The following is a 24,904-nucleotide window of genomic DNA, read 5'->3' on the forward strand; positions in this document are numbered from 1 at the left end:
GGGGGGGGAGGGCGGGAGGGGCAGGGGGGGGGGGGCCACCCCCCCCCCGCCGGTCCAGCGCGGCGAAGTCGTAACTCCCCTTCCGCGGTTCGGGGTTGTCGGCACCCCAGCCCATGATCGCCTGGCCCTGGGCGAGTCCGCCGCCGTCGGCGAGCAGCCGCCGGGCCCGCTCGACGGCCGTGCCGGAGCCCTGGTCGGCGCTGTACTGGGTGTGGGTGAAGCCCCAGCCGACGGACGGGCCGCCGGAGGCGCCGGGGGCGGGCGGGCGGCCCTCGCCGTGCGAGGCGCCGGGCAGCGCGTAGACGAGTGCCGCGAGCAGCGCGAGGACGGCCGCGCCCGCGCCGAGCAGGGCGGCGGGCGGCCGTCGTCGCATCCCCGTGTTCCCCCCGTGAGGTCGCATCGACGACCACAGTAACGGCGGACCCCGTACGGGGGGCAGTGGTCGGGACACCCGGAACAAGCGGGGGAAATGCCGTGCACCGGGGCCACCCGTGCCGGATCATGGCGACCATGACCGCCAATCCGCACGAGGCCCTGCCGATCCGGCTCCAGGTGGACGACTCCGACTCGCCGTCCGACGTCGTGGACGCGCTGTTCCTCGGCCGGTTCGCCACCGGCCAGCAGCCGTTCTCGCACGCGGCCAACATCGACCGGGTGCGTTCCGGCGCGACCCTGCTGCCGGACGGCGCGCGGGTGCTGCGGGTCGCCCGCGACGAGGACCGCAGCGCGACGCTCGCGGAGGGCGACGGCTGGACCCTGCTGGTCTCCCGCTGGAACCGGGGCGCTGACGTGACGGTCACCGCGACCAGCGCCGAACTCGCCCAGTCCGTGCTGGACCTGGCCACGGACGGCGCGGCGGACGAGCCGGAGCCGCAGCCGGAGAACGTGAGCATGGGCTTCTGGTACGTCTCGCCCCGGCGCGGCCCGTACCGTACGGCCCGGCAGATCTCGGCGGGCACCTGGGAGGAGATCCGACCCAACTACACGGCGCCGGTGGCGGACGCGATGGACGGGCTGATGAAGACCACCCCGGAGGACATCGCGGGCCGGCTGCTCCTGCTGCACGGTCCGCCCGGCACCGGCAAGACCTCCGCGCTGCGCACGCTGGCCCGGTCCTGGCGGGACTGGTGCCAGGTGGACTGCGTGCTGGACCCGGAGCGGCTCTTCTCCGACGTGGGCTATCTGATGGACATCGCCATCGGGGAGGAGGACGCCACCGGGCGGGGCCGCTGGCGACTGCTCCTGCTGGAGGACTGCGACGAACTGATCCGGGGCGAGGCCCGGCACACCGCGGGACAGGCGCTGTCCCGGCTGCTCAACCTGACCGACGGGCTGCTCGGCCAGGGTCGGAACGTCCTGGTCGGCGTGACCACCAACGAGGACCTGGAGCGCCTGCACCCGGCCGTGGTCCGTCCCGGCCGTTGTCTTGCCCGGATCGAGGTCGGCCCCCTCACACGTACCGAGGCGGTGGACTGGCTCGGTACGGAGGAGGGCGTCGGCCGCGACGGCGCGACCCTGGCCGAGCTGTACGCACTGCGCCGGGGCACGACGCCGACCTCGGTGCCGGGGGCGCGGGAGGGTGTGGACGCGGGGCTGTATCTGTAGGGGGTCCCTGAGGGGGCGGAGGGCCGAGTCCGTGGAGGGGGGCGCGGAATCGGCCCTCGCGGGCGGGCAGCCCGCACGCGACTGACGTGCCGGGTCGGCCCGGGCAGGCACCGTCAGGCCCCGTCGGGCCACCGGCGTGCCGGGGATCAGCCCCCGTAGGCCGCCCGCAGGGCGTCCCGTACGGCGTCCGCCGCCGCCTCCTCGCTCAGACCCAGCCGCCGTACCCGCTCCGCGTACGCCTGGGCGGCACCGGCGGCCTCGCGTTCGGCGGCGCCTCCGGCCGCCGCGACGAACGTGCCGTTGCGGCCACGCGTCTCGATCACGCCGTCGCTCTCCAGCGCGCGGTACGCCTTGGCGACCGTGTTGGCCGCGAGCCCGAGGGACTCGGCGAGACCGCGCACGGTCGGCAGCCGGTGGCCGACGGGCAGCGCGCCGGAGCGGGCCTGCTCGGAGATCTGGGCGCGCACCTGCTCGTAGGAGGGTGCACCGGCGTCGATACGGATCTTCAGGGTCACGGGGTGATTGTCCCGCAGCCGGGCGGAAATGGAGAGGCGGCCGTCCGGGTGCGCGGCGTACGGTGCGGGCCCATGACCGTGATCGTGCGCGAGCTGCGCCCCGACGTACCGGAGGATCTCGCGGGATACGCGCGGGTCCGCCGCCATGCCCTGCCGTTTCTGCTGTGCACACCGGAGTCGGTCCGGCATCTGGTGGCGGGGAGTCCGCCGGGGGCGGCGCTGCGGCTGTTCCTCGCCACCGAGGAGGGTGCGGTGACCGGCGTGGCGACCGCCTCGCTGGCGCACGACAGCACGGAGCCGGGGCAGGCCCATCTGAACGTGTACGTACGCCCGGACCGGACCGGCCGGGGTGCGGGCGGGCTGCTGGTACGGACGGCCGAGGAGTATCTCGGCTCGGTGGGGGCGACCCGGTGCTACAGCTATGTGCTGGACGCGCCCGGCAACGCGGAGTTCGCCGCCCGGCGCGGCTACCGGCCCGGCCGCCCCGGTCACTTCCTGCGGCTGGACCTGACGGGCACCGCGCTGCCCGAGCCGCCCCCGGTCCCGGCGGGCATGGAACTGCGCACGGCGGCCTCGTTCGCGGCGGACCCGCGTCCGCTGTTCGCGCTGGACGCGGAGACGACGCGGGACGAACCCGGCGAGATCGCGGTGGAACTGGCGGACTACCCGGCGTGGCTGGCGACGAGCTGGGAAAACCCTTTGCTGGACCGTGAGTTGACCCTGGTGGTAGTCGCGGACGGGCGTCCGGTCGCCTTCACCGTGGCGCACACCGACGGCTCCGGCCACTACGCCAGCGGCATGACCGGTACCGCCCGCGCCCACCGCGGCCTCGGCCTGGCCCGCCTCGCCAAGACGCACTCCCTGCACCGCGCCCGCGCCGCCGGCCTCACCACGGCCTTCACCGGCAACGACGCGTCCAACACCCCGATGCTCACCATCAACAAGCGTCTCGGCTACGAGATCTGCGCGACGGAGATCCACCATGTCCGCGAACTCCCCTGACATTCCGGCCATGTTGGACGTCGTCCTGACCAAGGCGGGCCGTACCAAGATCCTTTACCCGGCGGAGTGCCTGGCCGACGACGGCACGCGTCTCGTGGTGCGCGCCCCGTGGGCCGGGGCGGGCGTACGGGACTTCGGCTTCGTCCGCTTCGAGCCGGGGGACGTCTTCACCGAGCACTACTGGCGGGACCGGTGGTACGCGGTGAAGGAGGTCCGAGCCGGGGACGACACCCGCAAGGGCTGGTACTGCGACGTCACCCGACCGGCGGTGCGGCACGAGGGGGGCGTGCTGGTGGTGGAGGATCTGGACCTCGACCTGTGGTGCTCCGCCGACGGCACGGACGTACGGCGGCTGGACGAGGACGAGTTCGCCGCGAGCGGGCTGGCCGCACGGGACCCGGCCGCCGCGGAGGCCGCCGTCGCGGCCCTCACGGAGCTGGAGCGGGCGGCCCGGACGACGGGCGGCATCGCCTCGCTGCTCGGCTGACCTCCGCCGCCCGCGGCCCGGCCGCCGCTACACCGTCGCCACCACCGCGTACCGCTCGTCCTCCACCTCCTTCCCCCACAACTCCCTGTCATTGGAGAGGTGTTCGACGCGGAGTCCGGTGACCAGGGGGCGGAGGAGGTCGGCGAGGCGGGTGGCGGGGATGCCGACCGGGGTGAGGGTGCCCCAGACGCCCTCGACCAGGACGAAGCGGCCACCGGGGCGGAGGAGGGTGCGCCAGTGGCGGAGGACGCGGGCGGAGTCGGGCAGGGTCCACAGGACGTGCCGGACCAGGACCACGTCGAAGCGGGCGGCGCCGACCGGCGGGGTGGCCGCGTCGCCCAGCAGGACCGCCGCGTCATGACCGGCGAGTTTGGCCCGGGCCAGCCCGGTCATCGCGGGGGCGCTGTCCACGGCCGTCACCCGGTGCCCCCGCTCGGCCGCGAGGAGCGACAGGCTGCCGGTGCCGCAGCCCAGGTCGAGGACGTGGGCGGGCGGGTCGGGGAGCCAGGTGCCGAGGCGGGCGGTCCAGGCCGCGCGGGTCCCGGGGGTGCGCAGGCCGTGGTCGGGTTCGTCGTCGAAGGTCGCGGCTGCCGCGTTCCAGTCGGTTCCGTCACCCGCCGTGGCGGTCGTCTCACTGTGCATGCCCTCACCGTGACACGGGCCACCGACAATCCCGCCGGTCGGACGTGACGGCGGCCACAGACAAACCCGGCATCGATGAGGAATCGTCCCCGAACACGTCTACCTCCGCGACAACACGGAACCCGGTAGGCACGTAAGGAGGCCCCCATGCGCCGTACGACCGTGCAGAAGCCCCTGAAGAGGACCGACAACAGCCGCCGGGTCCGCGACGAGGCCGAGGAGCGCCCCGCCGGACGCCCGGAAGTGCGCAAGGACGTCGCCCGCGTGTGGTGGCCGGAGGGCTGAGACCGCGCCCCCGACGACATGGGTGGGGCCTGCCCGGCGGACGGCCGCCGGGCAGGCCCCTCGCGCACACCCGCGCGAGCGCGTCAGCTGAAGACCGACGCGCAGTTGGTGGTGGTGGCGTGGGACGGGTCGAGCGCGTTGGCCACCTCGTGGAAGGCGATGCGGTCCACGAGCGCGATGGCGAGGTGCTCGGAGAGGTCGAGCGCGCACAGGTCCTGGAGCAGCACGTTGCGTACGTTCGAGCCGCTCAGGTACTGGTTCTGCCAGGGCGTGGCCACCTCGTCGTACTTGGTGGCGAGGACGGTGTACTTCACGCCGGGCACGGTGTCGCCGCCCGCGTTCAGCTTGGTGAGGAAGGCGGAGCCGGGGAGCTGGTCAGCGAGGGCGGGCGTACTGCTCTTGATGAGGTTCTCGGCGCCGGGGAAGTACGGCAGCAGGTTGGCGAGGCCACTGAGGGTGGCGCCGTGGTTGCTGGGAGCGATACCGACCAGGGCGTTGACCTTGGCGGCGCCGCCGAGGAACTTCAGGTAGTACCGGGGCATCATGCCGCCCTGGGAGTGGCCGACGATGTCCGCCTTGGCGGCGCCGGTCGAGGCGAGCACCCGGTCCACGAAGGCGGAGAGCTGCTCGGCGGACTTGTCCACGGGACCGAGGCCGTAGAAGAGGGGTACGCCGGAGAGCTGGCCGTAGTCCAGGGAGTAGACGCAGTACCCGCGCACCTGGAGGTACGGGGCGAGGCCGAGCCAGTTGTCCACCGAGTTGCCCAGGGTGCCGTGGACGAGGACGACCGGACGGGGATGGGCGGCGGAGGGCTTGCAGGACCAGTCGTTCCAGCCGCTGCTTCCGGCGGCGATCCCGGCGGGAGCGGAGGCGGTGACCGGAGTGGCGGAGGCCGGGGCGGTGGCGGTGCGGGAGGCGGGGTGGGGGGTCGTGGCGTGCGCCGAGGCGGTGGGGACTACGGCGACACCGGCGGACAGCAGTAGTGCGGCGAGGGGTCTGAGCACTCGTTTCCAGGGCAGCATCGGGCGATCTCCTTGCGGCTCAAGGGGAAGGTGCGACGGGCCTACCCTGTGATCCGGATCACGGGATGCTGTTCACTCGTCAAGTTACGGGCGAGTAGCTCACGTTGGGAAGTTACGCGTCAGTAAAAACTTTGACGACCACGGGCGGCCATCGGCACCGCGTTCCCCAACGACCGGCGGCACCGCACGGACACGCCCCCAACAGGCAACGCGCGGCGCACCCCTTCCCCCACCCCGCCCCCCCCTCCCCCCTCAGGCCGCCAGCGACCCCGGCATCACCGCGCGGGGCCCGAACCGCGCCCGCGCCCGGTCCGCGACCTCCTCGATCCGGCGGAGCTTCTCGTCCACGGGGTCGAAGGAGAGCTGGTGGGAGGCACGGTCCGCGTCGGTGAGCCCCTCGGCGCGCAGCACGAGGCCCCGCACCCGGGCCCGCTGGAGACCGAGGGAGCCGTAGAGCCCGTACGCCGTCCCCGTGAGGGCGGCCGAGTGCGCGGTCGGCTCGGCGAGCGTGCGGCCACGTGTGGTGGTGGAGCGGTCGGCGTAGCGCACGGTGAGGGTGAGGGCGCGGCAGACCTGCTCCCCCGCGCGCAGCCGGGCGCCGGTCTCCTCGGCGGCCGACAGCAGTTCCCTGCGGTGCCGGGCGGGGTCCAACTCGTCCAGGGGGAAGGTCCGTTCGGCGGTGAGGGAGCGGGCGGCGGCGTTCGGCGCCACCCGGCTCCGGTCGATACCGGCCGCCCGTTCCCGCAGCTCGCGGGCGGTGCGCGCGCCGACCAGCCGCTGGAGCGTGCCGGGGGGCGCGGCGGCGACCAGCCCGAGGGTGTCCAGGCCGTACCCGCACAGGGTGCGGGCGGTGGCCGGGCCGACGCCGGGCAGCGCGGTGACCGGCAGCCCGGCGAGGAACTCCGCCACGGCGCGGGGGTCTTCGGGCACCGCGCGGATCTCGCCGGGGCGGGCACCGCGCAGCGCGAGACGGGCGAGCAGCGGTCCGGGTCCGGCGCCGATCGCGCAGTCCACGCCGTACCGGGCGAGGGCGCGCACCCGGATCAGCGGGGCGAGCCTGAGGCCGTCCTGCCCGAAGTACCGCTCGGCGCCGCCGAGATCGGCCAGCGCCCCGTCGGGCGGCAGCGCCTGCACGACGGGGGTGAACTCCTCCAGCAGCCCGAGCAGACCGGGCGGCACGTCCTCGTACCCGGGCGGCGGCAGGAAACGTATACAGACGACGGTCATCCCGCGCTCCCCGGGCTCTGGTGCCACAACTTCCGTCCCACCGGGGCCCCTTCGCCCGCCGGGCGCAGGTCGGCCCAGGGGTTCATCCGGTACCCGGTGGACATGCGGAGGGTCCGGCCGCCGCCGATCGGACCCCGGACCGGCGGTCCGACCGTGCGGGGGCGGCCGTCCACACCGAGCAGGCGCGGTCCGGGCGGCCCGAAGTCCTCGCCGCTGCCCTCGGAACCGTCCCCGGCGAGCCGGGCGGCGACGCCGTCGAGCCCCTCGGTGCGGCGGATCTCCAGCAGGTCGGCGAGATTCCAGACGGCGGCCCCGACCACGCTGAGGCTGCGCGGTCCGCGCCGCTGCACCACGCCCCGGACCAGCAGCAGCCAGGAGTGGAAGACGGTGTGCGCGCAGTTGTCGTGGGAGTCGTCGAAGAAGGCCAGGTCCACCAGGCCGGTGCCGTCGTCCAGGGTGGTGAAGATGACCCGTTTCCCGGAGCGGATCGGCGGCGTCTGGGTGGCCGCCTTGGCGCCCGCGACCAGTACCGTCGCGCCGTGCGGGGCGTCCCGGAGTTGCCGCGCGGAGAGCACGCCGAGTTCGCGGAGGAACCCGGTGTGGTCGTCCATCAGGTGGTACGAGGCGTCCAGGGAGAGCACGCCGAGTTCGGCGCTGAGGCGTTCCTCGGGGGTGAGGTCGGGCAGCCCGGCCGGTGCGGTCCCGCGCCCTCCGGCCAGCGGGAGTTGCCCGCCGCCCCCGCCCCGGGCGCTCCGGTGGAGTTCGGACAGGTGCAGTTGGAGGTCGCGGCGGTTGGCGCCGAACGCGTCGAGCGCGCCGACCCGGGCGAGCCGGTCGGCCAGCGGGCGGCTCGGCCGGGCGCGTTCCCAGAAGTCCCGCAGCGAGGAGTAGGGGCGGCCCTCCTCGATCCGGCGGGCCTCGGCGGCGGAGATGCCCTGCACGTCCCCGAGCGCGAGCCGCAGCCCCCACACCTCGCCCCCGCCCTCACCGGACACCGGTTCGATCCGGTGTGCGGCGCCCGAGGCGTTCACGTCCAGCGGCAGGATCGGCACCCCGCGCCGCCGGGCGTCCGCCAGCAGCAGCCGCTTGGGGTACATACCGGGGTCGTGGGTGAGCAGTCCGGCGTAGAAGGCGGCCGGGTGGTGCGCCTTCAGCCAGGCCGACTGGTAGGTGGGCACGGCGAAGGCGACGGCGTGCGCCTTGCAGAAGCCGTAGGAGCCGAACGCCTCGACGATCCGCCAGGTGCGCAGGATGGTGTCGAAGTCGTGGCCGCGCGCCGCCGCGTGACCGCCGAACCACTCCCTGATCCGGGCCTGTTCCTCCGGGTCGGACAGGTGCCGGCGGGCCTGGTCGGCGACGCCCCGGTCGAAGCCGGTCATCCGGGAGATGATCTCGATGATCTGCTCGTGGAAGACGACGACCCCGTAGGTGTCGTCCAGCGCCTCCGCCAGGCTCTCGTGCGGGACGCGGGCGGGGGCCCGGCCGTGCCGTGCCTCGACGAACGGCCGCACCATGTCGGCGGCGACCGGGCCGGGCCGGAAGAGGGAGATGTCCACGACGAGGTCGTGGAAGACGGACGGCTGGAGCCGCCCCACCAGATCCCGCTGGCCGGGCGACTCGATCTGGAAGCAGCCGAGCGTCTCGGTGGACCGGATCAGCCGGTACGTCGCCGGGTCGTCCTCGGGCAGCGTGTCCAGGCCGATCCGCTCGCCGGACGCCCGCTCGGTCTCCGCGACCGCGTGCGCCATCGCGGACTGCATCCGTACGCCCAGCACATCGAGTTTGAGCAGCCCGAGGTCCTCCACGTCCTCCTTGTCGAACTGGGACATCGGCAGGCCCTCGCCGCTGGTCGGGACGACCGGGGTGCGGGCGGGCAGCGAGGCGTCGGAGAGCAGCACCCCGCACGGGTGCATGGCGACCCCGCGCGGCAGCGCGTCCAGCCCCTCGACCAGCTCCCACAGCCTCTCGTACCGTGCCCCCTCGCCCGCGAGCCGTTTCAGCTCGGGCAGTTCGGCGAGCGCGGTGCGGGCGTCGCGGGCCCGGATGTGCGGGAAGGACTTGGCGATCCGGTCGATCTCGGCGGGGTCGAGGGACAGGGCCGCGCCGACGTCGCGCACGGCGTGCCGGACCCGGTACGTCTCGGGCATGGCGACGGTCGCCACCCGCTCGGTGCCGAACCTGGCGATGATCGCGCGGTAGACCTCGATCCGGCGGGCGGACTCCACGTCGATGTCGATGTCCGGCAGCACCGCGCGCTGCCGGGACAGGAACCGCTCCATCAGCAGGCCGTGTTCCATCGGGTCGGCACGGGCGATGCCGAGGAGGTGGTTGACCAGCGATCCGGCGCCGGAGCCGCGCGCGGCGACCCGGATGCCCCGGCGCCGTACGTCGTCGGTGACCTGGGCGACCGTCAGGAAGTACGAGGCGTAGCCGTGGTGGGCGATGATGTCCAGCTCGTGGTGCATCCGGTCCCAGTAGGCGCGGCGGTGGGTGTGGCCGAGGCGGACCATACCGGCGGCGGCACGGGAGGCGAGGGCGCGCTGCGCGGTGCGGCGGCCCGCGCCGACGAGGCGCGCCTCGGGGAAGTGGACGCCGCCGATGCCGAGGTCGGCCCGCGGGTCCACCCGGCACTCGGCGGCGGTGGCGAGGGTCTGCTCCAGCAGCCGCGCGGCGGTGTCGCGCCGGAAACCGGCCGCCTCCACCACGCGCTCGGCGGTACGGAGCATGGCCGCCGGGTCCTTCAGCCACGCCTCGCCGGAGTCCGGTTCGCCGCGGGGGTCGATCGGCACCAGCAGGCGGGCGGCGTCCAGGACGTCCGCCAGAGGTCCCTGGCCGGGGTCGGCGTAGCGGACGGCGTTGCTGAGCACCGGCCGGACGCCCTGCTCGGCGGCGAGGCCGAGGGTACGGGCGGCCAGCCGCAGGGAGCCGGGTCCGGTGCCCGCGCGGTCGTGCCGGACGGCTTCGAGGCGGAGGGCGTCGCCGTAGATCTCGCGCCAGGGGGCGAGCAGCCGGGCGGCGAGGTCGGGGCGTCCGGCGGCGAGGGCGCGGCCCACGTCGGAGTGGGGGCCGAGCAGCACAGTCAGGCCGTCGCCGTGGTTGGCGTCCCACGGCAGGAGGGGTCCGCCGCCGCCCCGGTGCGCGGCGGTGACCAGGGCGCACAGCTCGGCCCAGCCGCGGGCGCCGTCACGGGCGAGGTAGGTGACACGGGGCGCGGACTCGTCCACGAAGGCGCCGCCGCGCACCGGGGTGCGCGGGCGGGCCGGGTCCGCCGGGCCGGGGGCCGGGCCGGGCACGGCGACCGCGAGGTCCACGCCGAACAGCGGGCGGACCCCGGCCGCCGCGCACGCCTTGGCGAAGCGGACCGCACCGGCGAGCGAGTCGCGGTCGGTGAGGGCGAGGGTGTCCATGCCCCGCTCGGCGGCCCGTGCGGCCAGCCGCTCGGGGTGCGAGGCGCCGTACCGCAGGGAGAACCCGGAGGCGGTGCGCAGATGCGCGAAACCCGGCACACGCACCTCCCGCGCTCAGGAGCACCGAACGGCACTCGAACATCAGTTCCCTGCTTCCGTCTCCACCATACCTCCCTTCTCGAACATACGTACGATGGCGCGGACACCCCCTGCCACCTGCGCGAACGTGTCCGGGGTGCCCCGGACACGGCGAAGCCCCGTCCCCCTCGCAAGGGGGACGGGGCTTCGAGGTGCCGCCCGGAAGGGCTCGCCTCAGCCGATCTGGGTGCCCGTGGCGGAGAGCGCCTCGGTGACCGGCTGGAAGAAGGTCGTACCGCCGGAGGTGCAGTCGCCGTCACCGCCGGAGGTCAGGCCGATGGCGCTGCTGCCGGAGAACAGCGAGCCGCCGCTGTCGCCCGGCTCGGCGCACACGTCGGTCTGGATCAGACCGCTGACCGTGCCCTCCGAGTAGTTGACGGTGGCGTTGAGGCCGGTGACCGTGCCGCCGTGCACCTGGGTGGTGGACCCGCTGCGGGTGACCTTCATGCCCACGGTGGCGTCGGCCGCGCCCGTGATCTTCTGCGAGGAGCCGTTGTAGAGGTCCACCTCGCTCGGGTGGGCGGTGCTGGACGAGTACTTGACCAGACCGAAGTCGTTGCCCGGGAACTGCGAGGCCGCGTTCGAACCGAGCGGGTTGCCGGAGGCGTCCGTCCAGTTGTCGATGGCGTCGGTGCAGTGACCGGCGGTCAGGAAGTACGGCTCGCCGCCCTTGGTGACGTTGAAGCCGAGCGAGCAGCGCCCGCCCGAGCCGTTGATGGCGTCACCACCGGCGATGAAGGGCTCGAACTTCCCCTTGGACTGCTTCAGTTCGGCCTTGCCGCCGAGCCGCTCCACGACCTTGCCGAGCTTCGTCCGCGCGGCCCCGGTCACCGTGCTGTCGGCGGTGACGACGACCTTGTTGGAGACCGGGTCGGTCGCCCACGAGGTGCCGGGGATGGTGGCGTCCTTCTTCAGGGTCGTCCGGGCGCCGTCGAGGGCGGCCAGCGAGTTCTGGACGATTCTGGCCCTGGCTCCGGCCGCCTGGACGGTCTTCGCCGCGTCGGCGTCGAGCACGTTCACGACGAGGCTCTTGGCCTGGGTGTCGTAGTAGCTGCCGGCCGTGTGGGAACCGAGGTCCCGCGTGAGCGACGAGGCGAGCTTTCCGGCCGCCGGGACCGACAGAACGTGGGGTTCCGCGGCCGACTTCACGGGTTCGCTGGCGTTCGCAGTCTGGAAGGAAAGTCCCGTGGCGACCAGCGCGGCGATGCCGGCGCCTGTCACGGCGACCCGTCGCGTGGATATGCGTCGGTGCTGCAACTCACTCCTCCTGTGGGGGATCGACCCGTGGGTTGTGGGGACCTGACGGGCCGGAAGGGCTGGTTGACGTGCGACCACTCTTCCCTGACGCCGCCGGGACACACAAGGTCGAGTTCAGGTCGCGTGTACGGCACACCCGTTCACCGTCGATCTTCTTGACGGAGGACAGTCACACCTGGGCCTTCACACTGCAAACACTACGCATCGGTAACTCCTGACCACGCGGACGCCGTTCGGCCGTGGCCGAAAATCGCCCCTCGCACAGCGGACCGTGCCGCGCGCACAGCGGCGGACCCCCGCACACAGGACGTGTGCGGGGGTCCGCCCGAAGGGGCCCTGGATCAGGGCAGGGTGACGCCGTACCGGCTCAGCGCCTCGGTGACCGGCTGGAAGAAGGTCGTACCGCCGGAGGTGCAGTCGCCGCTGCCGCCGGAGGTCAGACCGTAGGCGGTGGACCCGCCGTAGAGCGGGCCGCCGCTGTCGCCGCCCTCGGCGCAGACCGTGGTCTGGATGAGGCCGGAGACGACGTCACCGCCGCCGTAGTTGACCGTCGCGTTGAGCGCGGTGACCCGGCCGCTGTGCGTGCCGGTGGTGGAGCCGCGCCGGGTGACGGTGGTCCCCACGGACGGGGTGGCCGCACTGGTGATGCTCTGGCTCCCGACCGCGCTGGGGTGCGCGATGGAGGAGTTGGTGTAGCGCACCAGGGCGAAGTCGTCGCCCGGGAAGCTGTAGTTCACGTTCGTGCCCAGCACCGTGGTGTGGCCCGAGTTGCTGTACCAGGTCGAGGCGACCTCACCGCAGTGCCCGGCCGTCAGGAAGTACCAGGTGCTGCCGCTGTGCACGTTGAAGCCCAGCGAGCAGCGGTACTGACCGCCCCAGATGGCGTCGCCACCGGAGATCAGCTTCTTGAACTGGCCGGGGGTGTGCTTGATGGTGAGCGCGCCCGCGTTGCCACCGGCCTGCTCCTTGATCCGGTTGACCTCGGCCTGGGTGACCGTGCTGTCCACGGTGACGACCAGGCGGTTGGTCTTGGCGTCAACGGCCCAGGACGTGCCGGGGACGTCGGCCCGCAGGACCGAGGAACCGGCCTGGGTCAGCTGGTTGGCGCTGAACGTCTGGACCTCGCTCGCGTTCGCGGTGGGGGCGGCGAACGCCGCCGCGGCGAGGAAGCCGGTGGCGACAGCGATCAGCCGGGTTCGTCTGCCGCTGCGGGGAGTGGTGCGCTTGATCCTCACGTTTCGTTCCCTCCCAGGGGAATTCGGGGGCCCGCGTGGGGTCGGGGCCCGTGAGGCGCAGTCGGGAGCGGTTCCGGGTCGCGGATCTTGCATGCCCCTGACAAGCGCTGAAGGGGAGTATTCGGCCGACCGCCCGGTCGGCACAAGAGCCCCTTTCGGCCGAGGCACACCGGGCGCCCCGGCCGTGCGGGGCCGGGGCGCCCGCCGTGCCGTGTCGGCGCAGCCGGGGACGGGGGCGGGTCCGTCCCCGGCCGGGCCGGACCCGCCGTCCCACCCGCCCCACTCGCCTCAGACGACCGCGTGTTCCCCGGCCTCGATGGCCAGATCGAGCCGGTTCCCGGGCGGCGGGAAGGGACAGACGAAGTGGTCGGCGAAGGCGCACGGCGGGAGCTGGGCCCGGTTGAAATCGACCGTGGTGAGCCCGTCCGCGTCCGGCACCGCCGGGTACAGGAAGCGGAACGGGAACCCCCCGCCGCCGACGCCGCCACCCCCGGTGACGTCGGCGAACACCGCCCACAGCGAGCCGTCCCCCCGCTGCGCGACCCGCAGCGTGTACGCGCCGCCCTCCAGGGTGAAGGCGAGTTCGCCCGCCAGCTCCAGCCCGCGTTCCCGCCCGTCCGCGTTGCCGACCCGCACGGTGCGCGGCTCCTCGTACGGGGTGAAACGGCCCGGCACCGACCAGCGGGGGTCGTAGGGGGCCGCCGTGATGTCCCGGAAGGCGCGCCGCCGCTCGGCGGCGGGGTCGTGGACGCGAACGCCCCAGACGTCCTCGCGGACCAGCACGACCAGCCGCCGCTCCCCCAGCGCGACCCGCGAACCGGCCGCCGGGCCGCTGTCCGCGACGAGGTGGATCTCGCCGGAGAACGGCTTGCCGTCCACGGTCAGCCCGGCGTCCTCGTCGGCGGTCAGCACCACCCCGGCCGCGTCCGCCGCCCAGTGGCCGCGCAGACCGGGCAGCCGCCCGTCGGGGTGATCGGCGAGCCAGTACGTCCCGGTCAGCGAGAGCGGTCCGTACGGCGCGGAGACCGCGGCGACCCGGTCGTCGTGCCAGCGCTGCCAGTCGGCGTCGGCGTTCATCGGGGGTTCCCTTCGTCGGTGGTGCCGGAGGGTTCCGGCGGTGTCCCGGTACTCCGTGTTCCACGCGGGAGCGCGAAGGCACCAGGTCACCGGTACCCAGGGGCACCGGTGCGGAGCACTCACCCGTTTCCTCTTCGCGGCACATTGGTGCCGTTCACACGAGTGCAGCGCGCGCGAAGGCCGCTCCCGGCGGCGCCGGAGGGCGCTCGCCGGAGGGGTACGGCCCCCGCCCCTCGGCGGGACCGCGCGCCACGACTACGCGCGCGGCGCGACGCGTTGCCGAGGCTGGTCGCCCGCTCCGACATCGGCCTCGGTCGTGTGTGGTCCGCGTCCTGTCGAGCGCGCCGCTCCCCTGCCGCGTCGGCCTCCGCCTCTCACACCGCGCGCCCCTCGCCGGACGTGTCCCGCGGGTGACTCCTCATCAGCAGTCGCAGTCGCAGCAGGAACCGCAGGAACAGCAGTCGCAGCACGAGCAGTCGCAGTCTCCGCAGTCGCAGTTGCCGCACCAGCCCTCCCGGCGCTTGCCGGACCAGGGGCCCTCGTAGGTGTCGGCGCAGCACACCTTGCAGGTGCAGCACAGGCCGACGGCGACCGCGCAGCCCGCCCAGAACCCGCGCCGGTCGGGGCGGGGCGGCTCACCGCCGTACGGGGCCCGGAAGGGGTCGTCCGGCCGGTACGGCGCGTCCGGACCGGGCGGCGGGCCGAACGCGGCCTCGGGCGGGTGGCCGCAGGCCGTGGTGCCGAACGCCCGGTCCACCGACCGGGCCGGTTCGTGCGCGAGCAGCGCGTGGACGAGCGCCGGGTCGGTGAACTCGGCCGCGCGCAGGGCGCGCCGGATGCCGTGCACGGCTTCGTCCGCGAGCCGCCGGGCCTCGGTGAGCGGGGTGCCGGTCGCGGTGAGCGGGTTCCACGCGCCGGACGCGGCGTCGGCGTCCCTGTCCTCCACTGCGTCCAGCAGATGGGCCAGGCGGCCGAAGTGGCGCCCGGCCTCGGCGAGCGGTGCCGCGTTGCCGGGGCGGCCCGCGAGGACGGCGGTGTGCGCGAACGCGGCGGCCGTGGCGGTCCCGGTGGGCTCGGTGACCGCGTGCAGCGGCGTGCCCGGCCCGGCCAGGGCCTCCAGTCCCGCCTGGCGTTCCACGGCGTCCACCAGGACACCGGTGTCGAAGCCGACCGCGGCGCCGCCGCGCGCTCCGGCGCGGCCCCAGCCCGCGGCGACCCGGCGGGCGGCGGCGGCCACCGGCCGCCGGGCCAGCGGCCCGTCTCCGTCCGCGACATGGTCGCGGACCTTGGCGGCGGCGAGCACCAGCGAGACGGCGGCGGCGAGCCGCGCGCCCTCGCCGCGCACGACGGACGCGGTCCGCATCCCGCGCAGCGGGCACGGCCCCGCGGTGCGCGGGGAGCCCTCGACCGGGCCGGTCTGAGCCTCCGTCAGGACCGAGACCAGCAGGGCGTCGTAGTGGGTGACGACCCGCGCGAACTGCCCGTGGTCGTCGCGCAGCGCGAGGCACAGTCCGCACAAGTGGGCCGTCCACCGGCCCTTGAGTCCGTCCCCCAGCCGGTGTGCGCACGGCCTGACGATTCCGAACACGACGATCCCCCGTGATGTGCCGTTCCGTTGAGCCGCGCGGCATCGTAGCGGCGTACGGACCGGGCGCGGCACCCCCCGACGTCCCCCCGGACACCCCGAACGTCACCCATGTGCCAGCGACAATCATATTTCACTCACAGTCAGCAGCCGTATGAGTCCGACCCCTTGGGGCACAAGGACTCTCGACGGATCGACTGTGCACCAGTACCGTCACAAACCCCCCGCGCGGCGTCTATCCACTTGGCGCTCCGTCCGCATCATGGATGACCATAGGGATGCGGAAACAAGAAGGACCGCTGTGAGAGGAGGCGTCCATCATGGGATCGGTACGCAAGGCGAGTGCGTGGCTCGGCCTCGTCGATGACAACGACGACGAGCGTTACTACGACGACGACTACTCCGAGGGCACACAGTCCGGGGACGCCTGGGTCACGGACCCGCGGGTGAAGGTGGCCACGGACACGGCCGAGGAGAAGGGCCGCCGGATCGGCACGGTCACTCCGGACAGCTTCCGGGACGCCCGCGCCATCGGTGAGCTGTTCCGGGACGGCGTCCCGGTCATCATGAACCTCACCTCGATGGAGCCCGCCGACGCCAAGCGCGTGGTGGACTTCGCGGCCGGGCTGATCTTCGGCCTGCGCGGCAGCATCGAGCGGGTGGCGACCCGGGTGTTCCTGCTGACGCCGTCCAACACCGAGATCGTCAGCAGTGAGCCCGCCGGGCGCCGCGAGGACGGTTTCTTCAACCAGAGCTGAGGCGGGGCCGCTCACCGGCCCCGCCCCCGCGGCCCCCTCTTCCGGGCCGCGCCGGGGAAGCGGGCTCAGCGGAAGGCGTCGAGCCCGGTGAGCGCCTTGCCCAGCACGAGCTGGTGCATCTCGACGGTGCCCTCGTAGGTGAGCACCGATTCGAGGTTGGTCGCGTGCCGCATCACCGGGTATTCCAGCGAGATCCCGTTGGCGCCGAGGATCGTGCGCGCGGTCCGGCAGATCTCGATCGCCTCGCGGACGTTGTTGAGCTTGCCGAAGCTGATCTGCTCCGGGCGCAGCCGTCCGGCGTCCATCCGCCGCCCCAGATGGTGGGCGAGCAGGACACCCTTGTGCAGTTCGACCGCCATGTCGGCCAGTTTGGCCTGGGTGAGCTGGAAGCCGCCGATGGGCCGCCCGAACTGCTCCCGCGTCCGCGCGTAGCCGAGCGCCGACTCGAAGCTGCTGCGCGCGGCGCCCATCGAACCCCAGACGATGCCGTAGCGGGCGTGCGACAGGCAGCCGAGCGGGCCGCCGAGCCCGGTGGCCCCCGGCAGCACGGCGGAGGCGGGCAGCCGTACCCCGTCCAGGACGAGTTCGCTGGTGACGGAGGCCCGCAGCGACCACTTGTGCTTGATCTCCGGGGCGGAGAAACCGGGGGTGTCGGTGGGGACGGCGAAACCCCGGATGCCCTCCTCGGTCCGCGCCCAGACCACGGCGACCCCGGCGACGGAGCCGTTGGTGATCCACATCTTGCGCCCGTCGAGCACCCAGTCCGAGCCGTCCCGGCGGGCGCGGGTGCGCATCGAGGCGGGGTCGGAGCCGATGTCGGGCTCGGTCAGGCCGAAGCAGCCGATGACCTCACCGGACGCCATCCGGGGCAGCCACTCCCGCTTCTGCTCCTCGCTGCCGAACCGGTGGATCGCGTACATGGCGAGGGAGCCCTGCACCGAGACCAGCGAGCGGATGCCCGAGTCGGCGGCCTCCAGCTCCAGGCAGGCGAGCCCGTACTGCACGGCGCTCGCGCCCGCGCAGCCGTAGCCGGTGAGGGACATGCCGAGAGCGCCCAGCGAGCCGAGTTCGCGGGCCAGTTCGCGGATCCCGGGGAGTTCGCCGCGCTCGTACCAGTCCGCGATGTGCGGCAGGACCCGGTCGGCGGCCCAGGCGCGGACGGTGTCGCGGACCGCGAGGTCCTCCGGGTCCAGCAGGTCGTCGAGGCCGAGCGGATCGGCGGCGTCGAACGGGGGCAGCTTCGCGGACGCGGACATGGGGGCACCCTCCGGAACACGGGACACGCACCGGGCGACGGCGCGCCGGGACCCAAACTAGCAGCGCTAGTCGCCGGGCCGGGGGCCACCGCCGGACGGGGTGGGCCGCAGGTCAGGCGGTGACGCGGGGGCGGCCCGAGCCCCGAGGCGCGGGCAGTCCGGCGTCGGCACGGTCGCCGTCCTCGGGCGCCGGGGGGCTCGCGGGCCGGGCGGGGAGGTCCTGTTCGGCGCCGGTCTGCTCGGGGAGCGCGGGGGACGTGCCGGTCTGCTCGGGGAGGGCGGGGGACGTGCCGGTCCCGCTTCCCGCCCGGGCCCCGCCATCGGCTCCGGCCGCGCTTCCTGTCCGGGCCCCGCCACTGGCTCCGGCCGCGCTTTCCCCGCCGGTCCTCGTTCCGGCGCAGGCGCGGGGTTCGGCCGTCGTGGCGCTCAGGGTGTCGGGGTCGGTGCCCTCCTCGCCGCAGTTCATGACGCGGGGCAGGCGCAGGGCGATCACCGCGCCGAGGAGGAGCAGGCCCGCGCTGACCAGGAGGGTGACATGGAGGCCGTGCACGAAGGAGTCGCGGGCCGCGCGGTGCAGGGCCGCTCCGGCGGGGCCGCCGAGGCGGGCGGCCACTTCGTACGCCTCGCCCAGTGAGCGGCTCGCGGCGGCGGAGGCGCGGGCGGGGACGCCCCGGACGGCGGTGAGACCGGGCGCGTAGGCCGCGTTCATCACCGTGCCGAGCAGGGCGATGCCGATCCCGGCGCCGAGTTGGTAGGAGGTCTCGCCGATCGCGGCGGCGCCGCCCGACTGCCCGGCGGGGGCCTCGCTGAGCATCGACTCGTACGCCCCGAACAGCGTGGTCTCCAGGCCGAAGCCGAGGAGGACGAAGCCGGACAGCAGCAGCGGGGCGTCGTCGGTGCCGCCCATGCCGGTGAGCAGCAGGACGGCGACGGCGGTGAGGCAGAACCCGGCGCAGACCATGCGGCGCGGGCCGAAGCGGCGCAGCATCCGGGCGCCGAGGAGTCCGGCGGCCATCGCGGCGAGGGTGAGCGGCAGCAGCCGGAGCCCGGTGGCCAGCGGGGAGAGGCCGAGGACGAGTTGCAGATACTGCGCGGCGATCAGCTCCAGGCCGACCAGCGCGAGCATGGCCAGCACGATGCAGCCGACCGAGGTGCTGAACGCGGCGCGGCGGAACATCCGCAGGTCCACCAGTGGGCTGGGGCGCCGCCGTTGCCGTCGTACGAAGAGGAGGAGGAGCAGGGCGCCGAGGAGCAGCGGGACCAGGGTGAAGGGGCTGTCGGCGCCCTCGCCGCCGCCGAGCCGCTTGACGCCGAGCACCACGCCGAACAGGCCGAGCGCGGCCATCAGCGCGCCCGCGACGTCCCACGGGCCGTTGCGGGCGCCGTAGGACTCGGGGAGCAGCAGGCGGCCGACCGGCAGGCTGAGCAGCATCAGCGGGACGTTGATCAGGAAGACCGAGCCCCACCAGAAGTGTTCGAGGAGGAACCCGCCGAGCAGGGGGCCGACGGCCGCGCCGACGGCGGCGACCGCGCTCCAGATGCCGATGGCGAGGGCGCGTTCGCGGCGGTCGGGGAAGACCTCCCGCAGGATCGACAGGGTGGCCGGCATGATCATCGCGCCGCCGACGCCGAGCAGCGCCCGCGCGCCGATGAGCGTCAGGGCGCTCGGCGCGAAGGCGGCGACGGCGGAGGCGACACCGAACAGGGCGTAGCCGAGGAGGAGGACGCGTCTGCGGCCCACCCGGTCGCCGAGGGTGCCGAAGAGGATCAGCAGCGAGGCGCAGACGAGCGGGTAGACATCGACGATCCAGAGGAGCTGGGAGGCGCCGGGCCTCAGGTCCTCGCTGACGGCGGGGACCGCGACGTGCAGCACGGTCGCGTCGAGGGCGACGAGCAGCAGGCTGGCGCAGAGGACGACGAGGACGACCCAGCGACGGGCACCGGCCGTGTGACGGCTCGTCCCGGTCGGGGCCGTGGTCGTCCCGGTCATGTACGTACCTCTCAGATGGTCCTCGCGGACGCGGATCGGCGGCGCCCCCGGTCGTCCGGCCGGAGCGGGCGCGGTGCCGGTGAGGTGCTGTTCTCCCGGCCCGCGCGGACCCACGCGAGTGACTGGCCAATGTACGCGAGTCGGTCACGGGCACACGTGGCGCGGCTCTCACCCGCGCGACCCAACCCGTGTGGCGTACACCACGTCGCACGTCCTTGACCACGACCCGGCGGAGGGTCCGGTTCCCGGTCCGGTCGATAATCGGGCCCGTGACCGACCTCGCCAAGCGTGTGCCCCCCGTCCGCGCCCCGCTGCCGCCCTCACCGTTCCGGCGGGCGCTGCCCGCCCTGTACGGGTACGCGGCCGTGCGCGCGCTGGGCCTGCTGGTGCTCGGCGTCTGGAGCGCGGCGCGGGGCAAGGACCCGTACACGCTGCTGACCGGCCGCTGGGACGCGCTCTGGTACGAGCGGGTGGCGAGCGGCGGTTACGGGTACGTGGTGCGGCTGCCGAACGGTGACGTCCACTCGGACCTGGCGTTCTTCCCGCTGCTGCCGTGGCTGGAGCGGCTGCTGCACGCGGTGTCCCCGCTCTCCTTCGGGGACGCGGGTTTCCTGGTGAGCCTGCTCGCCTCGCTCGCGGCGGCCGGGGGGATCTTCGCGGTGGCGGAGTTCCTGTACGGGCGGCGGGCGGGAGTGTGCGCGGCGCTGCTCTGGGCGGTGCTGCCGGTCGGGATCGTGCAGTCGATGGCGTACAGCGAGTCGCTGTTCACGGCGCTGGCGGCCTGGTCGCTGTACGCGGTGCTGACCGGGCGCTGGGTGGGCGCGGGTCTGCTGGCGGCGCTCGCCGGGCTGACCCGGCCGGTGGGGCTCGCGGTGGTCGCGGCGGTGTGGGCGGCGGGCGTGGTCTCGTTCGGGCGGTCCCGGAGCGCGGCCCGGCCGGACGGCGCGTCCGGCGGCGTACGCGCCCGCTCGGGCGGGGACCGCGGTACGCCCCGGCGCGCGGCGGACCCCGCGAGAGCCCCGGACTCCGTACGCGCCCCCGCGTGGCGGCGCGTCCTCGGGATGCTGATCGCGCCCCTGGGGGCGGCCGGTTACGTCCTCTGGGTCGGCCGTCGCACCGGCGGGGGCCTTCTCGGCTACGCGCGGGTGCAGGCGGGGTGGCGGAACGGGTTCGACGGCGGGTACGCCTTCGCCCGGTTCACCGCCGACAAGTTCACGTCATTCCCGTCCGCCGCGGCGGGCGCCGGTCTGGTGATCGGCGTGGCGCTGGTGATCTGGCTGTACGTCACCTGTGTGCGGCAGGGCCAGCCGCTCGCGCCGCTGGTCCATACGGGTGTGGTGCTGGCGCTGGCGCTCTGCGCGTCCAGCTACTTCGGTTCCAAGCCCCGGCTGCTGATGCCCGCGTTCCCGCTGCTGTTCCCGCTCGCCCGCGCCCTGGCCCGGTCGCGGACCTCAACGGCCGTGCTGGTCATGGCCGGTGCGGCGGTGGCGTCGGCGGTCTACGGGGCGTTCTGGCTGAACGGCAGCGGTCCGCCGTGACGCGGCCGGTGGGCGGGTGAGCGTCGCCTGAATTCCCCACCAGGATTCGGTGAACGGCTTTATACGCGCCATAGGAACGACACCCCGCATGATCAAAGGGAATTGTGGCGATCGACATCGTCGGATTGCCTAATAGGCCGAATTCGAGGGCTTCCTGAGAGGTTTCCCACATCACATCGTCATCACAAAGCCCCTGTTTCGTCGGGTGACTGAGCGCCCTCCCTGTAACGTCGATTGGGTGCGTACCGAACGAAACCTCACCCGGAGTCTGGACCGGGTGTTCACCAGACTGGACCGTGAGCCGGAACGCCCGGCTCACCTCGACGTGCCCAGGATGAGCAGGCACCGGGTCGTGCTGTTCGCCGCGACCCTCGCCTTCTACCTGGCCATCGTGTGGGCCGTGGTGATCACCTCCTGGCTGGTGCGGCTCGACTGGCAGGTCATGTTCTTCCGGCCGTACCAGCAGTGGCCGCAGATCCACGCCTTCCTCGACTACTACGTGGTGCTGGGCCAGCGCGGCCCCACCGCCGTGATGGTCGCGGCCTGGCTCGGCTGGCGCTCCTGGCGGCAGCACACGCTGCGCCCGCTGCTGACGCTGGCCACCTCGCTGCTCCTGCTGAACTGCACGGTCGGCGCCGCCAAGCTCGGCATGGGGCGCCTCGGTCCGCACTACGCGACCGTGATCGGCTCCAACGAGATGGGTCTCGGCGGCGATATATTCCCCAGCGGCCACACCGCCAACGCGGTCGTGACCTGGGGAATCCTGGCGTATCTGGCCTCCACCCCGCGGGCCCGCCGCTGGCTGTCGGCGCTCTCCGCCGTCACCTCGCTCGGCGTCGGCCTCACCACCGTCTACCTCGGTACGCACTGGCTGAGCGACGTGCTGCTGGGCTGGGCCGCCGGTCTGCTGATCCTGCTGGCGCTGCCCTGGTTCGAGCCGCTGATCGCCCGGACCGAGTCCGCCCTGTTCACCCTGCGGGACCGCCTGCGCGCACGGCGCGGCCGGACCGCGCCGGTGCCCGCCCTGCCGGTCACCCCGGTGGCGCTCAAGCCCCTGCCGGTGCCCGCCGAACCGGCCCGCGAGCCGGTGCCGCCCGCCCGGAGCACCCGCACCCCGGCCCACCTGACGCCCGGCCCGCACACGGCACGCGGCGAGCGCACCCCGGTCGCCCCGGCGGGCAGCCGCCGCCCGCCGCACACCGACCGCCTGCCACGCGGCACGTCCCAGCCCGCCCGCCCCTAGGGCCTGTCTCCAGGACCCCGGTGCGCACCCGGTCCTGACGCCGTGAAAGCCCCGCTCCCCTCTCGACGAGGGGGCGGGGCTTCGCCGTACGTACGGGGCGGCGGGGCGGGTCAGCCCTTCCAGGCGCGGGTCACCCGGCCGTCGCGGACCTCGAAGTTGAGGCGGCCGACCCGGTACTCCATCGTGACGATCGTCCCCGGCGGCAGCGGCCGGACGGTGGTCCAGCCCCGCTCCCGCGCCCGCCGCTCCGCGCTCTCCGCGTCGAGGCCGACGTACGCCTCCGGACTGTCCTGGGGCTCCTCCTGGGGAGCGGGAAAGGGTGCCATACGTCCACGCTAGGCCCGATCCGGGACCGGGGGAAGCGGAAACCGGGGAAGCGGAACAGGAGCATCCGTCACGCTTGTGTCACAGGTTCGGGGTGCGCGATCCGGCCGAACTCCATCACACGTACGGGGGTTTCCGTACACCTCTCGGGGGTATTCGAACAGAATTTTCGCGGCCCCCGCACAGCCGCGCAATTACCGGGCGGAATAGGCCGTGCGACGAGTGCCCGCGGACGCGGAGTGGCATTCTCGGACCGAATGGGCCGCCCCGCGCGGCGAGCTGACGGCGCATAGGAATTGCACCGGTCCGGCACATCGGGGCGGTCAGGGGCGCCCGGTGTCGCCGGAGCCGTCCGGGATCTCGGCGGAGGCGTCGAGCGCCGCGTCGAGGCGGTCACGGGCGGCCCGGACCGCGGCGCGCAGCTCCGGGGGCCGGAGCACCCGGAAGGGCAGGCCGGTGCTCATCAGGTGCACGACCATCACCTCCAGGGAGGGCGCCCCGCTGCGCAGCAGGCAGGCGTCCGGTCCGTCGGCCTCCAGTGTCCCGGCGGACGGCGACACCCGCTCGGCCGCCACCGCGAGCGGCACCGGCAGCCGCACGACGGACCGTTCGGCGTAGACGCGGGTGGAGACGCCCTCGGAGACATAGGCGGCCAGGTCCTCGGCGGGCGGGGTGCGCGGCGTGAACCGGGGTCGGTGCGGGGGCCTCGGGGTCATCCGGTCCACCCGGAAGGTGCGCCAGTCGTCGCGGTCCACGTCCCGGGCGACCAGGTACCAGCGCCGCTCGGTGCAGACCAGGCGGTGCGGTTCGACGGTACGGCGGCTCACCGCGCCCTCGTGGGTGCGGTACTCGAAGCGCAGCAGCTCGGTGTCCCGGCACAGATGGGCGAGTTCGGTGAGCAGCGCGGGATCGACGGCGGAGGCGGGCGGGCCGGGGCGCAGCATGGGCACCGTGTAGGCGGTGAGGGCGCCCACCCGGCGGCGCAGCCGGTCGGGGAGCACCTGTTCCAGCTTGGCGAGGGCGCGCACCGAGGTCTCGCCGATGCCCTCGATGCCCTGTCCGGCGGCGGTGCGCAGGCCGACGGCGACGGCCACCGCCTCGTCGTCGTCCAGCAGCAGCGGCGGGAGTTCGGCGCCCGCGCCCAGTTGGTAGCCGCCGCCGGTGCCGGGACTGGCGTGCACCGGGTAGCCCAGTCCGCGCAGCCGGTCCACGTCCCGGCGGACGGTGCGGGCGGTGACGCCGAGGCTCGCGGCGAGTTCCGCGCCGGACCACTCGCGGTGGGCCTGGAGCAGCGAGAGCAGGCGGAGCAGTCGGGCCGAGGTCTCCAGCATGGCGCCGAGTCTGCCAGGCGGTCCGGGGGCGGGACGCGGGCAGCCGCCGCCCCGGTGGGACGGCGGCTGCCCTGCGGCTGCCCGCCTCAGACGGCGAGGCGCTGGCCGGGCACGATCAGGTCGGGATCGCCCCCGATGACGGCCTTGTTGGCGGCGTAGACACGCTGCCAGGTGGTGCCGTGGCGCTGGGCGATGGTGCTCAGGGTGTCGCCGTGGCGCACGGTGTAGTTGGCACCCGGTGTGGCGAGGGGGCGCTGGTGCGCCGGGGCGGGTGCCGGGGCCGGGGAGCGCCGGGCCTCGGGCGAGGGCGCCCGGTGGCGCGGGGCGGGCGCGGGCCGGGACTCGGACCTGGGCGCCGACTTCGTCGTCGGCGCGCCGCCGGTGGAGCCGTGGTGGACCGAGGCGGTCTCGGGAGCGGAACCGGCGGCTCCGGCGCGCCCCGAGCAGACCGGCCAGGCACCCCAGCCCTGGGCGCCCTGGACCTTGGTGGCGACGGCGATCTGCGCGCTCCGGGAGGCCCGGTCGGCGGTCGGGGCGTAGGCGGTGCCGCCGTACGCGCGCCAGGTACCGGCGGAGAACTGGAGCCCGCCGTAGTAGCCGTTGCCGGTGTTGATGTGCCAGTTGCCGCCGCTCTCGCACTGGGCGATGCGGTCCCAGACCCCATTGTCCGCGGCGGCGGCGTCGCCGGTCGCGGCGAGCAGTCCCAGCGGGGCCAGCAGTGCGGCTCCGGCGAGGACGGCCGCCGTACGGCCCTTGCGGGCGCTGTCACGGCGGACGGTGTCACGGCTGGTATCGGCACACTCGGACATGTAACTCCTTCTCGACGTACCCGGGGGTTCCCCCTGCGAGCGGGACGCGGTCCACCACGCGGTCGCGCGGCCTCCCGTGCCCACCCCGTCCGCCTCCGCCGGACCGGCGGTGGTGCTGCCGGTGCCGGACGGCGGACGTCCCTGGGCGGTGCTCTGTGCACACGGCGGAGG

Annotated in this window: 21 protein-coding genes and 1 pseudogene; 7 read left to right on the forward strand and 15 right to left on the reverse strand. The window is 74.2% G+C overall.

The window, feature by feature from the left end; genetic code table 11:
- Positions 1–373, reverse strand: a pseudogene (locus tag KUM39_RS19635) (xylan 1,4-beta-xylosidase); the annotation flags it as partial.
- A gap of 137 nt (positions 374–510) precedes the next feature.
- Here KUM39_RS19635 and KUM39_RS19640 point away from each other — a divergent pair.
- Positions 511–1,605: a DUF5925 domain-containing protein gene (locus KUM39_RS19640; RefSeq protein WP_217787040.1), complete on the forward strand. Its 1,095-nt coding sequence runs from the start codon at positions 511–513 to the stop codon at positions 1,603–1,605.
- 146 nt (positions 1,606–1,751) lie between these two features.
- Here the strand turns inward: KUM39_RS19640 and KUM39_RS19645 are convergent, their stop codons facing one another.
- Positions 1,752–2,120, reverse strand: coding sequence for a GntR family transcriptional regulator (locus KUM39_RS19645; protein WP_217787041.1), 369 nt, complete (start codon positions 2,118–2,120; stop codon positions 1,752–1,754).
- A 72-nt stretch (positions 2,121–2,192) separates the two neighbouring features.
- Here KUM39_RS19645 and KUM39_RS19650 point away from each other — a divergent pair, with 72 nt between their 5' ends.
- Together KUM39_RS19650 and KUM39_RS19655 are read left to right on the forward strand one after the other, a co-directional pair.
- Complete coding sequence (locus tag KUM39_RS19650; protein WP_217787042.1) at positions 2,193–3,122, forward strand: GNAT family N-acetyltransferase; 930 nt, start codon at positions 2,193–2,195, stop codon at positions 3,120–3,122.
- Positions 3,103–3,609 carry a ribonuclease FAU-1 family protein gene (locus KUM39_RS19655; protein WP_217787043.1) on the forward strand — a complete coding sequence of 169 codons (507 nt, stop codon included), beginning with the start codon at positions 3,103–3,105 and terminating at the stop codon, positions 3,607–3,609. Before KUM39_RS19650 ends, KUM39_RS19655 begins: the two co-directional genes overlap by 20 nt.
- 27 nt (positions 3,610–3,636) lie before the next feature.
- On the opposite strand, the gene KUM39_RS19660 is transcribed toward KUM39_RS19655, so the two are convergent.
- Positions 3,637–4,251 carry a class I SAM-dependent methyltransferase gene (locus tag KUM39_RS19660; protein ID WP_217787044.1) on the reverse strand — a complete coding sequence of 205 codons (615 nt, stop codon included), beginning with the start codon at positions 4,249–4,251 and terminating at the stop codon, positions 3,637–3,639.
- 147 nt (positions 4,252–4,398) lie between these two features.
- Between KUM39_RS19660 and KUM39_RS19665 the strand changes: the two genes are divergently transcribed.
- Entirely contained in the window at positions 4,399–4,536 is a 138-nt protein-coding gene (locus tag KUM39_RS19665; protein ID WP_217787045.1) for a hypothetical protein, read from the forward strand.
- Between the two features lie 83 nt (positions 4,537–4,619).
- On the opposite strand, the gene KUM39_RS19670 is transcribed toward KUM39_RS19665, so the two are convergent.
- From KUM39_RS19670 to KUM39_RS19700, 7 genes are all read right to left on the reverse strand, one after another.
- Positions 4,620–5,558: an esterase/lipase family protein gene (locus KUM39_RS19670; protein ID WP_217787046.1), complete on the reverse strand. Its 939-nt coding sequence runs from the start codon at positions 5,556–5,558 to the stop codon at positions 4,620–4,622.
- Between the two features lie 252 nt (positions 5,559–5,810).
- Positions 5,811–6,785: a DNA polymerase Y family protein gene (locus KUM39_RS19675; RefSeq protein WP_217787047.1), complete on the reverse strand. Its 975-nt coding sequence runs from the start codon at positions 6,783–6,785 to the stop codon at positions 5,811–5,813.
- Positions 6,782–10,291, reverse strand: a complete 3,510-nt coding sequence (locus tag KUM39_RS19680; protein ID WP_217787048.1) for a DNA polymerase III subunit alpha — start codon at positions 10,289–10,291, stop codon at positions 6,782–6,784. The genes KUM39_RS19675 and KUM39_RS19680 overlap by 4 nt, the downstream gene beginning before the upstream one ends.
- Positions 10,292–10,504: 213 nt before the next feature.
- Entirely contained in the window at positions 10,505–11,587 is a 1,083-nt protein-coding gene (locus KUM39_RS19685; protein ID WP_217787049.1) for a S1 family peptidase, read from the reverse strand.
- A 341-nt stretch (positions 11,588–11,928) separates the two neighbouring features.
- Positions 11,929–12,822, reverse strand: a complete 894-nt coding sequence (locus tag KUM39_RS19690; protein ID WP_217787050.1) for a S1 family peptidase — start codon at positions 12,820–12,822, stop codon at positions 11,929–11,931.
- A 288-nt stretch (positions 12,823–13,110) separates the two neighbouring features.
- Positions 13,111–13,899 (reverse strand): DUF1684 domain-containing protein, encoded by a 789-nt coding sequence (locus KUM39_RS19695; protein WP_217787051.1) that lies wholly within the window; start codon positions 13,897–13,899, stop codon positions 13,111–13,113.
- Positions 13,900–14,320: 421 nt separating this feature from the next.
- Positions 14,321–15,487, reverse strand: coding sequence for a DUF5685 family protein (locus tag KUM39_RS19700; protein ID WP_217787052.1), 1,167 nt, complete (start codon positions 15,485–15,487; stop codon positions 14,321–14,323).
- A 317-nt stretch (positions 15,488–15,804) separates the two neighbouring features.
- On the opposite strand from KUM39_RS19700, the gene KUM39_RS19705 reads away from it, so the two are divergent.
- The gene (locus KUM39_RS19705; protein ID WP_217787053.1) at positions 15,805–16,242 is read left to right on the forward strand and encodes a cell division protein SepF; all 438 of its coding nucleotides are present in this window, start codon (positions 15,805–15,807) and stop codon (positions 16,240–16,242) included.
- A 65-nt stretch (positions 16,243–16,307) separates the two neighbouring features.
- On the opposite strand, the gene KUM39_RS19710 is transcribed toward KUM39_RS19705, so the two are convergent.
- Entirely contained in the window at positions 16,308–17,498 is a 1,191-nt protein-coding gene (locus KUM39_RS19710) for an acyl-CoA dehydrogenase family protein (RefSeq protein WP_217787054.1), read from the reverse strand.
- Between the two features lie 112 nt (positions 17,499–17,610).
- Positions 17,611–19,488 (reverse strand): MFS transporter, encoded by a 1,878-nt coding sequence (locus tag KUM39_RS19715; RefSeq protein ID WP_217787055.1) that lies wholly within the window; start codon positions 19,486–19,488, stop codon positions 17,611–17,613.
- A 269-nt stretch (positions 19,489–19,757) separates the two neighbouring features.
- Between KUM39_RS19715 and KUM39_RS19720 the strand changes: the two genes are divergently transcribed.
- Both KUM39_RS19720 and KUM39_RS19725 read left to right on the forward strand, forming a co-directional pair.
- Positions 19,758–21,026, forward strand: coding sequence for a glycosyltransferase family 39 protein (locus KUM39_RS19720; RefSeq protein ID WP_217787056.1), 1,269 nt, complete (start codon positions 19,758–19,760; stop codon positions 21,024–21,026).
- Positions 21,027–21,264: 238 nt separating this feature from the next.
- A complete protein-coding gene (locus tag KUM39_RS19725; protein WP_217787057.1) occupies positions 21,265–22,269 on the forward strand; it encodes a phosphatase PAP2 family protein in 1,005 nt (334 codons plus the stop codon).
- Between the two features lie 110 nt (positions 22,270–22,379).
- Here KUM39_RS19725 and KUM39_RS19730 read toward each other — a convergent pair whose 3' ends face one another.
- From KUM39_RS19730 to KUM39_RS19740, 3 genes are all read right to left on the reverse strand, one after another.
- Positions 22,380–22,595 carry an I78 family peptidase inhibitor gene (locus KUM39_RS19730; protein WP_217787058.1) on the reverse strand — a complete coding sequence of 72 codons (216 nt, stop codon included), beginning with the start codon at positions 22,593–22,595 and terminating at the stop codon, positions 22,380–22,382.
- A gap of 321 nt (positions 22,596–22,916) precedes the next feature.
- The gene (locus KUM39_RS19735; RefSeq protein WP_217787059.1) at positions 22,917–23,924 is read right to left on the reverse strand and encodes a helix-turn-helix transcriptional regulator; all 1,008 of its coding nucleotides are present in this window, start codon (positions 23,922–23,924) and stop codon (positions 22,917–22,919) included.
- Between the two features lie 86 nt (positions 23,925–24,010).
- A complete protein-coding gene (locus KUM39_RS19740; protein WP_217787060.1) occupies positions 24,011–24,733 on the reverse strand; it encodes a LysM peptidoglycan-binding domain-containing protein in 723 nt (240 codons plus the stop codon).
- Between the last annotated feature and the right edge of the window lie 171 nt (positions 24,734–24,904).

This window comes from Streptomyces corallincola, from assembly GCF_019104725.1.
GTDB classification, from domain to species: domain Bacteria; phylum Actinomycetota; class Actinomycetes; order Streptomycetales; family Streptomycetaceae; genus Streptomyces; species Streptomyces corallincola.

Excerpts from the sequence above, each read along its gene's own strand:
- KUM39_RS19715 (WP_217787055.1), bottom strand. The coding sequence starts at position 19,488 with ATGACCGGGACGACCACGGCCCCGACCGGGACGAGCCGTCACACGGCC.
- KUM39_RS19695 (WP_217787051.1), bottom strand. The coding sequence starts at position 13,899 with ATGAACGCCGACGCCGACTGGCAGCGCTGGCACGACGACCGGGTCGCC.
- KUM39_RS19740 (WP_217787060.1), bottom strand. The coding sequence starts at position 24,733 with ATGTCCGAGTGTGCCGATACCAGCCGTGACACCGTCCGCCGTGACAGC.
- KUM39_RS19710 (WP_217787054.1), bottom strand. The coding sequence starts at position 17,498 with ATGTCCGCGTCCGCGAAGCTGCCCCCGTTCGACGCCGCCGATCCGCTC.
- KUM39_RS19660 (WP_217787044.1), bottom strand. The coding sequence starts at position 4,251 with ATGCACAGTGAGACGACCGCCACGGCGGGTGACGGAACCGACTGGAAC.
- KUM39_RS19665 (WP_217787045.1), top strand. The coding sequence starts at position 4,399 with ATGCGCCGTACGACCGTGCAGAAGCCCCTGAAGAGGACCGACAACAGC.
- KUM39_RS19735 (WP_217787059.1), bottom strand. The coding sequence starts at position 23,924 with ATGCTGGAGACCTCGGCCCGACTGCTCCGCCTGCTCTCGCTGCTCCAG.
- KUM39_RS19705 (WP_217787053.1), top strand. The coding sequence starts at position 15,805 with ATGGGATCGGTACGCAAGGCGAGTGCGTGGCTCGGCCTCGTCGATGAC.
- KUM39_RS19670 (WP_217787046.1), bottom strand. The coding sequence starts at position 5,558 with ATGCTGCCCTGGAAACGAGTGCTCAGACCCCTCGCCGCACTACTGCTG.
- KUM39_RS19675 (WP_217787047.1), bottom strand. The coding sequence starts at position 6,785 with ATGACCGTCGTCTGTATACGTTTCCTGCCGCCGCCCGGGTACGAGGAC.
- KUM39_RS19650 (WP_217787042.1), top strand. The coding sequence starts at position 2,193 with ATGACCGTGATCGTGCGCGAGCTGCGCCCCGACGTACCGGAGGATCTC.
- KUM39_RS19655 (WP_217787043.1), top strand. The coding sequence starts at position 3,103 with ATGTCCGCGAACTCCCCTGACATTCCGGCCATGTTGGACGTCGTCCTG.
- KUM39_RS19640 (WP_217787040.1), top strand. The coding sequence starts at position 511 with ATGACCGCCAATCCGCACGAGGCCCTGCCGATCCGGCTCCAGGTGGAC.
- KUM39_RS19730 (WP_217787058.1), bottom strand. The coding sequence starts at position 22,595 with ATGGCACCCTTTCCCGCTCCCCAGGAGGAGCCCCAGGACAGTCCGGAG.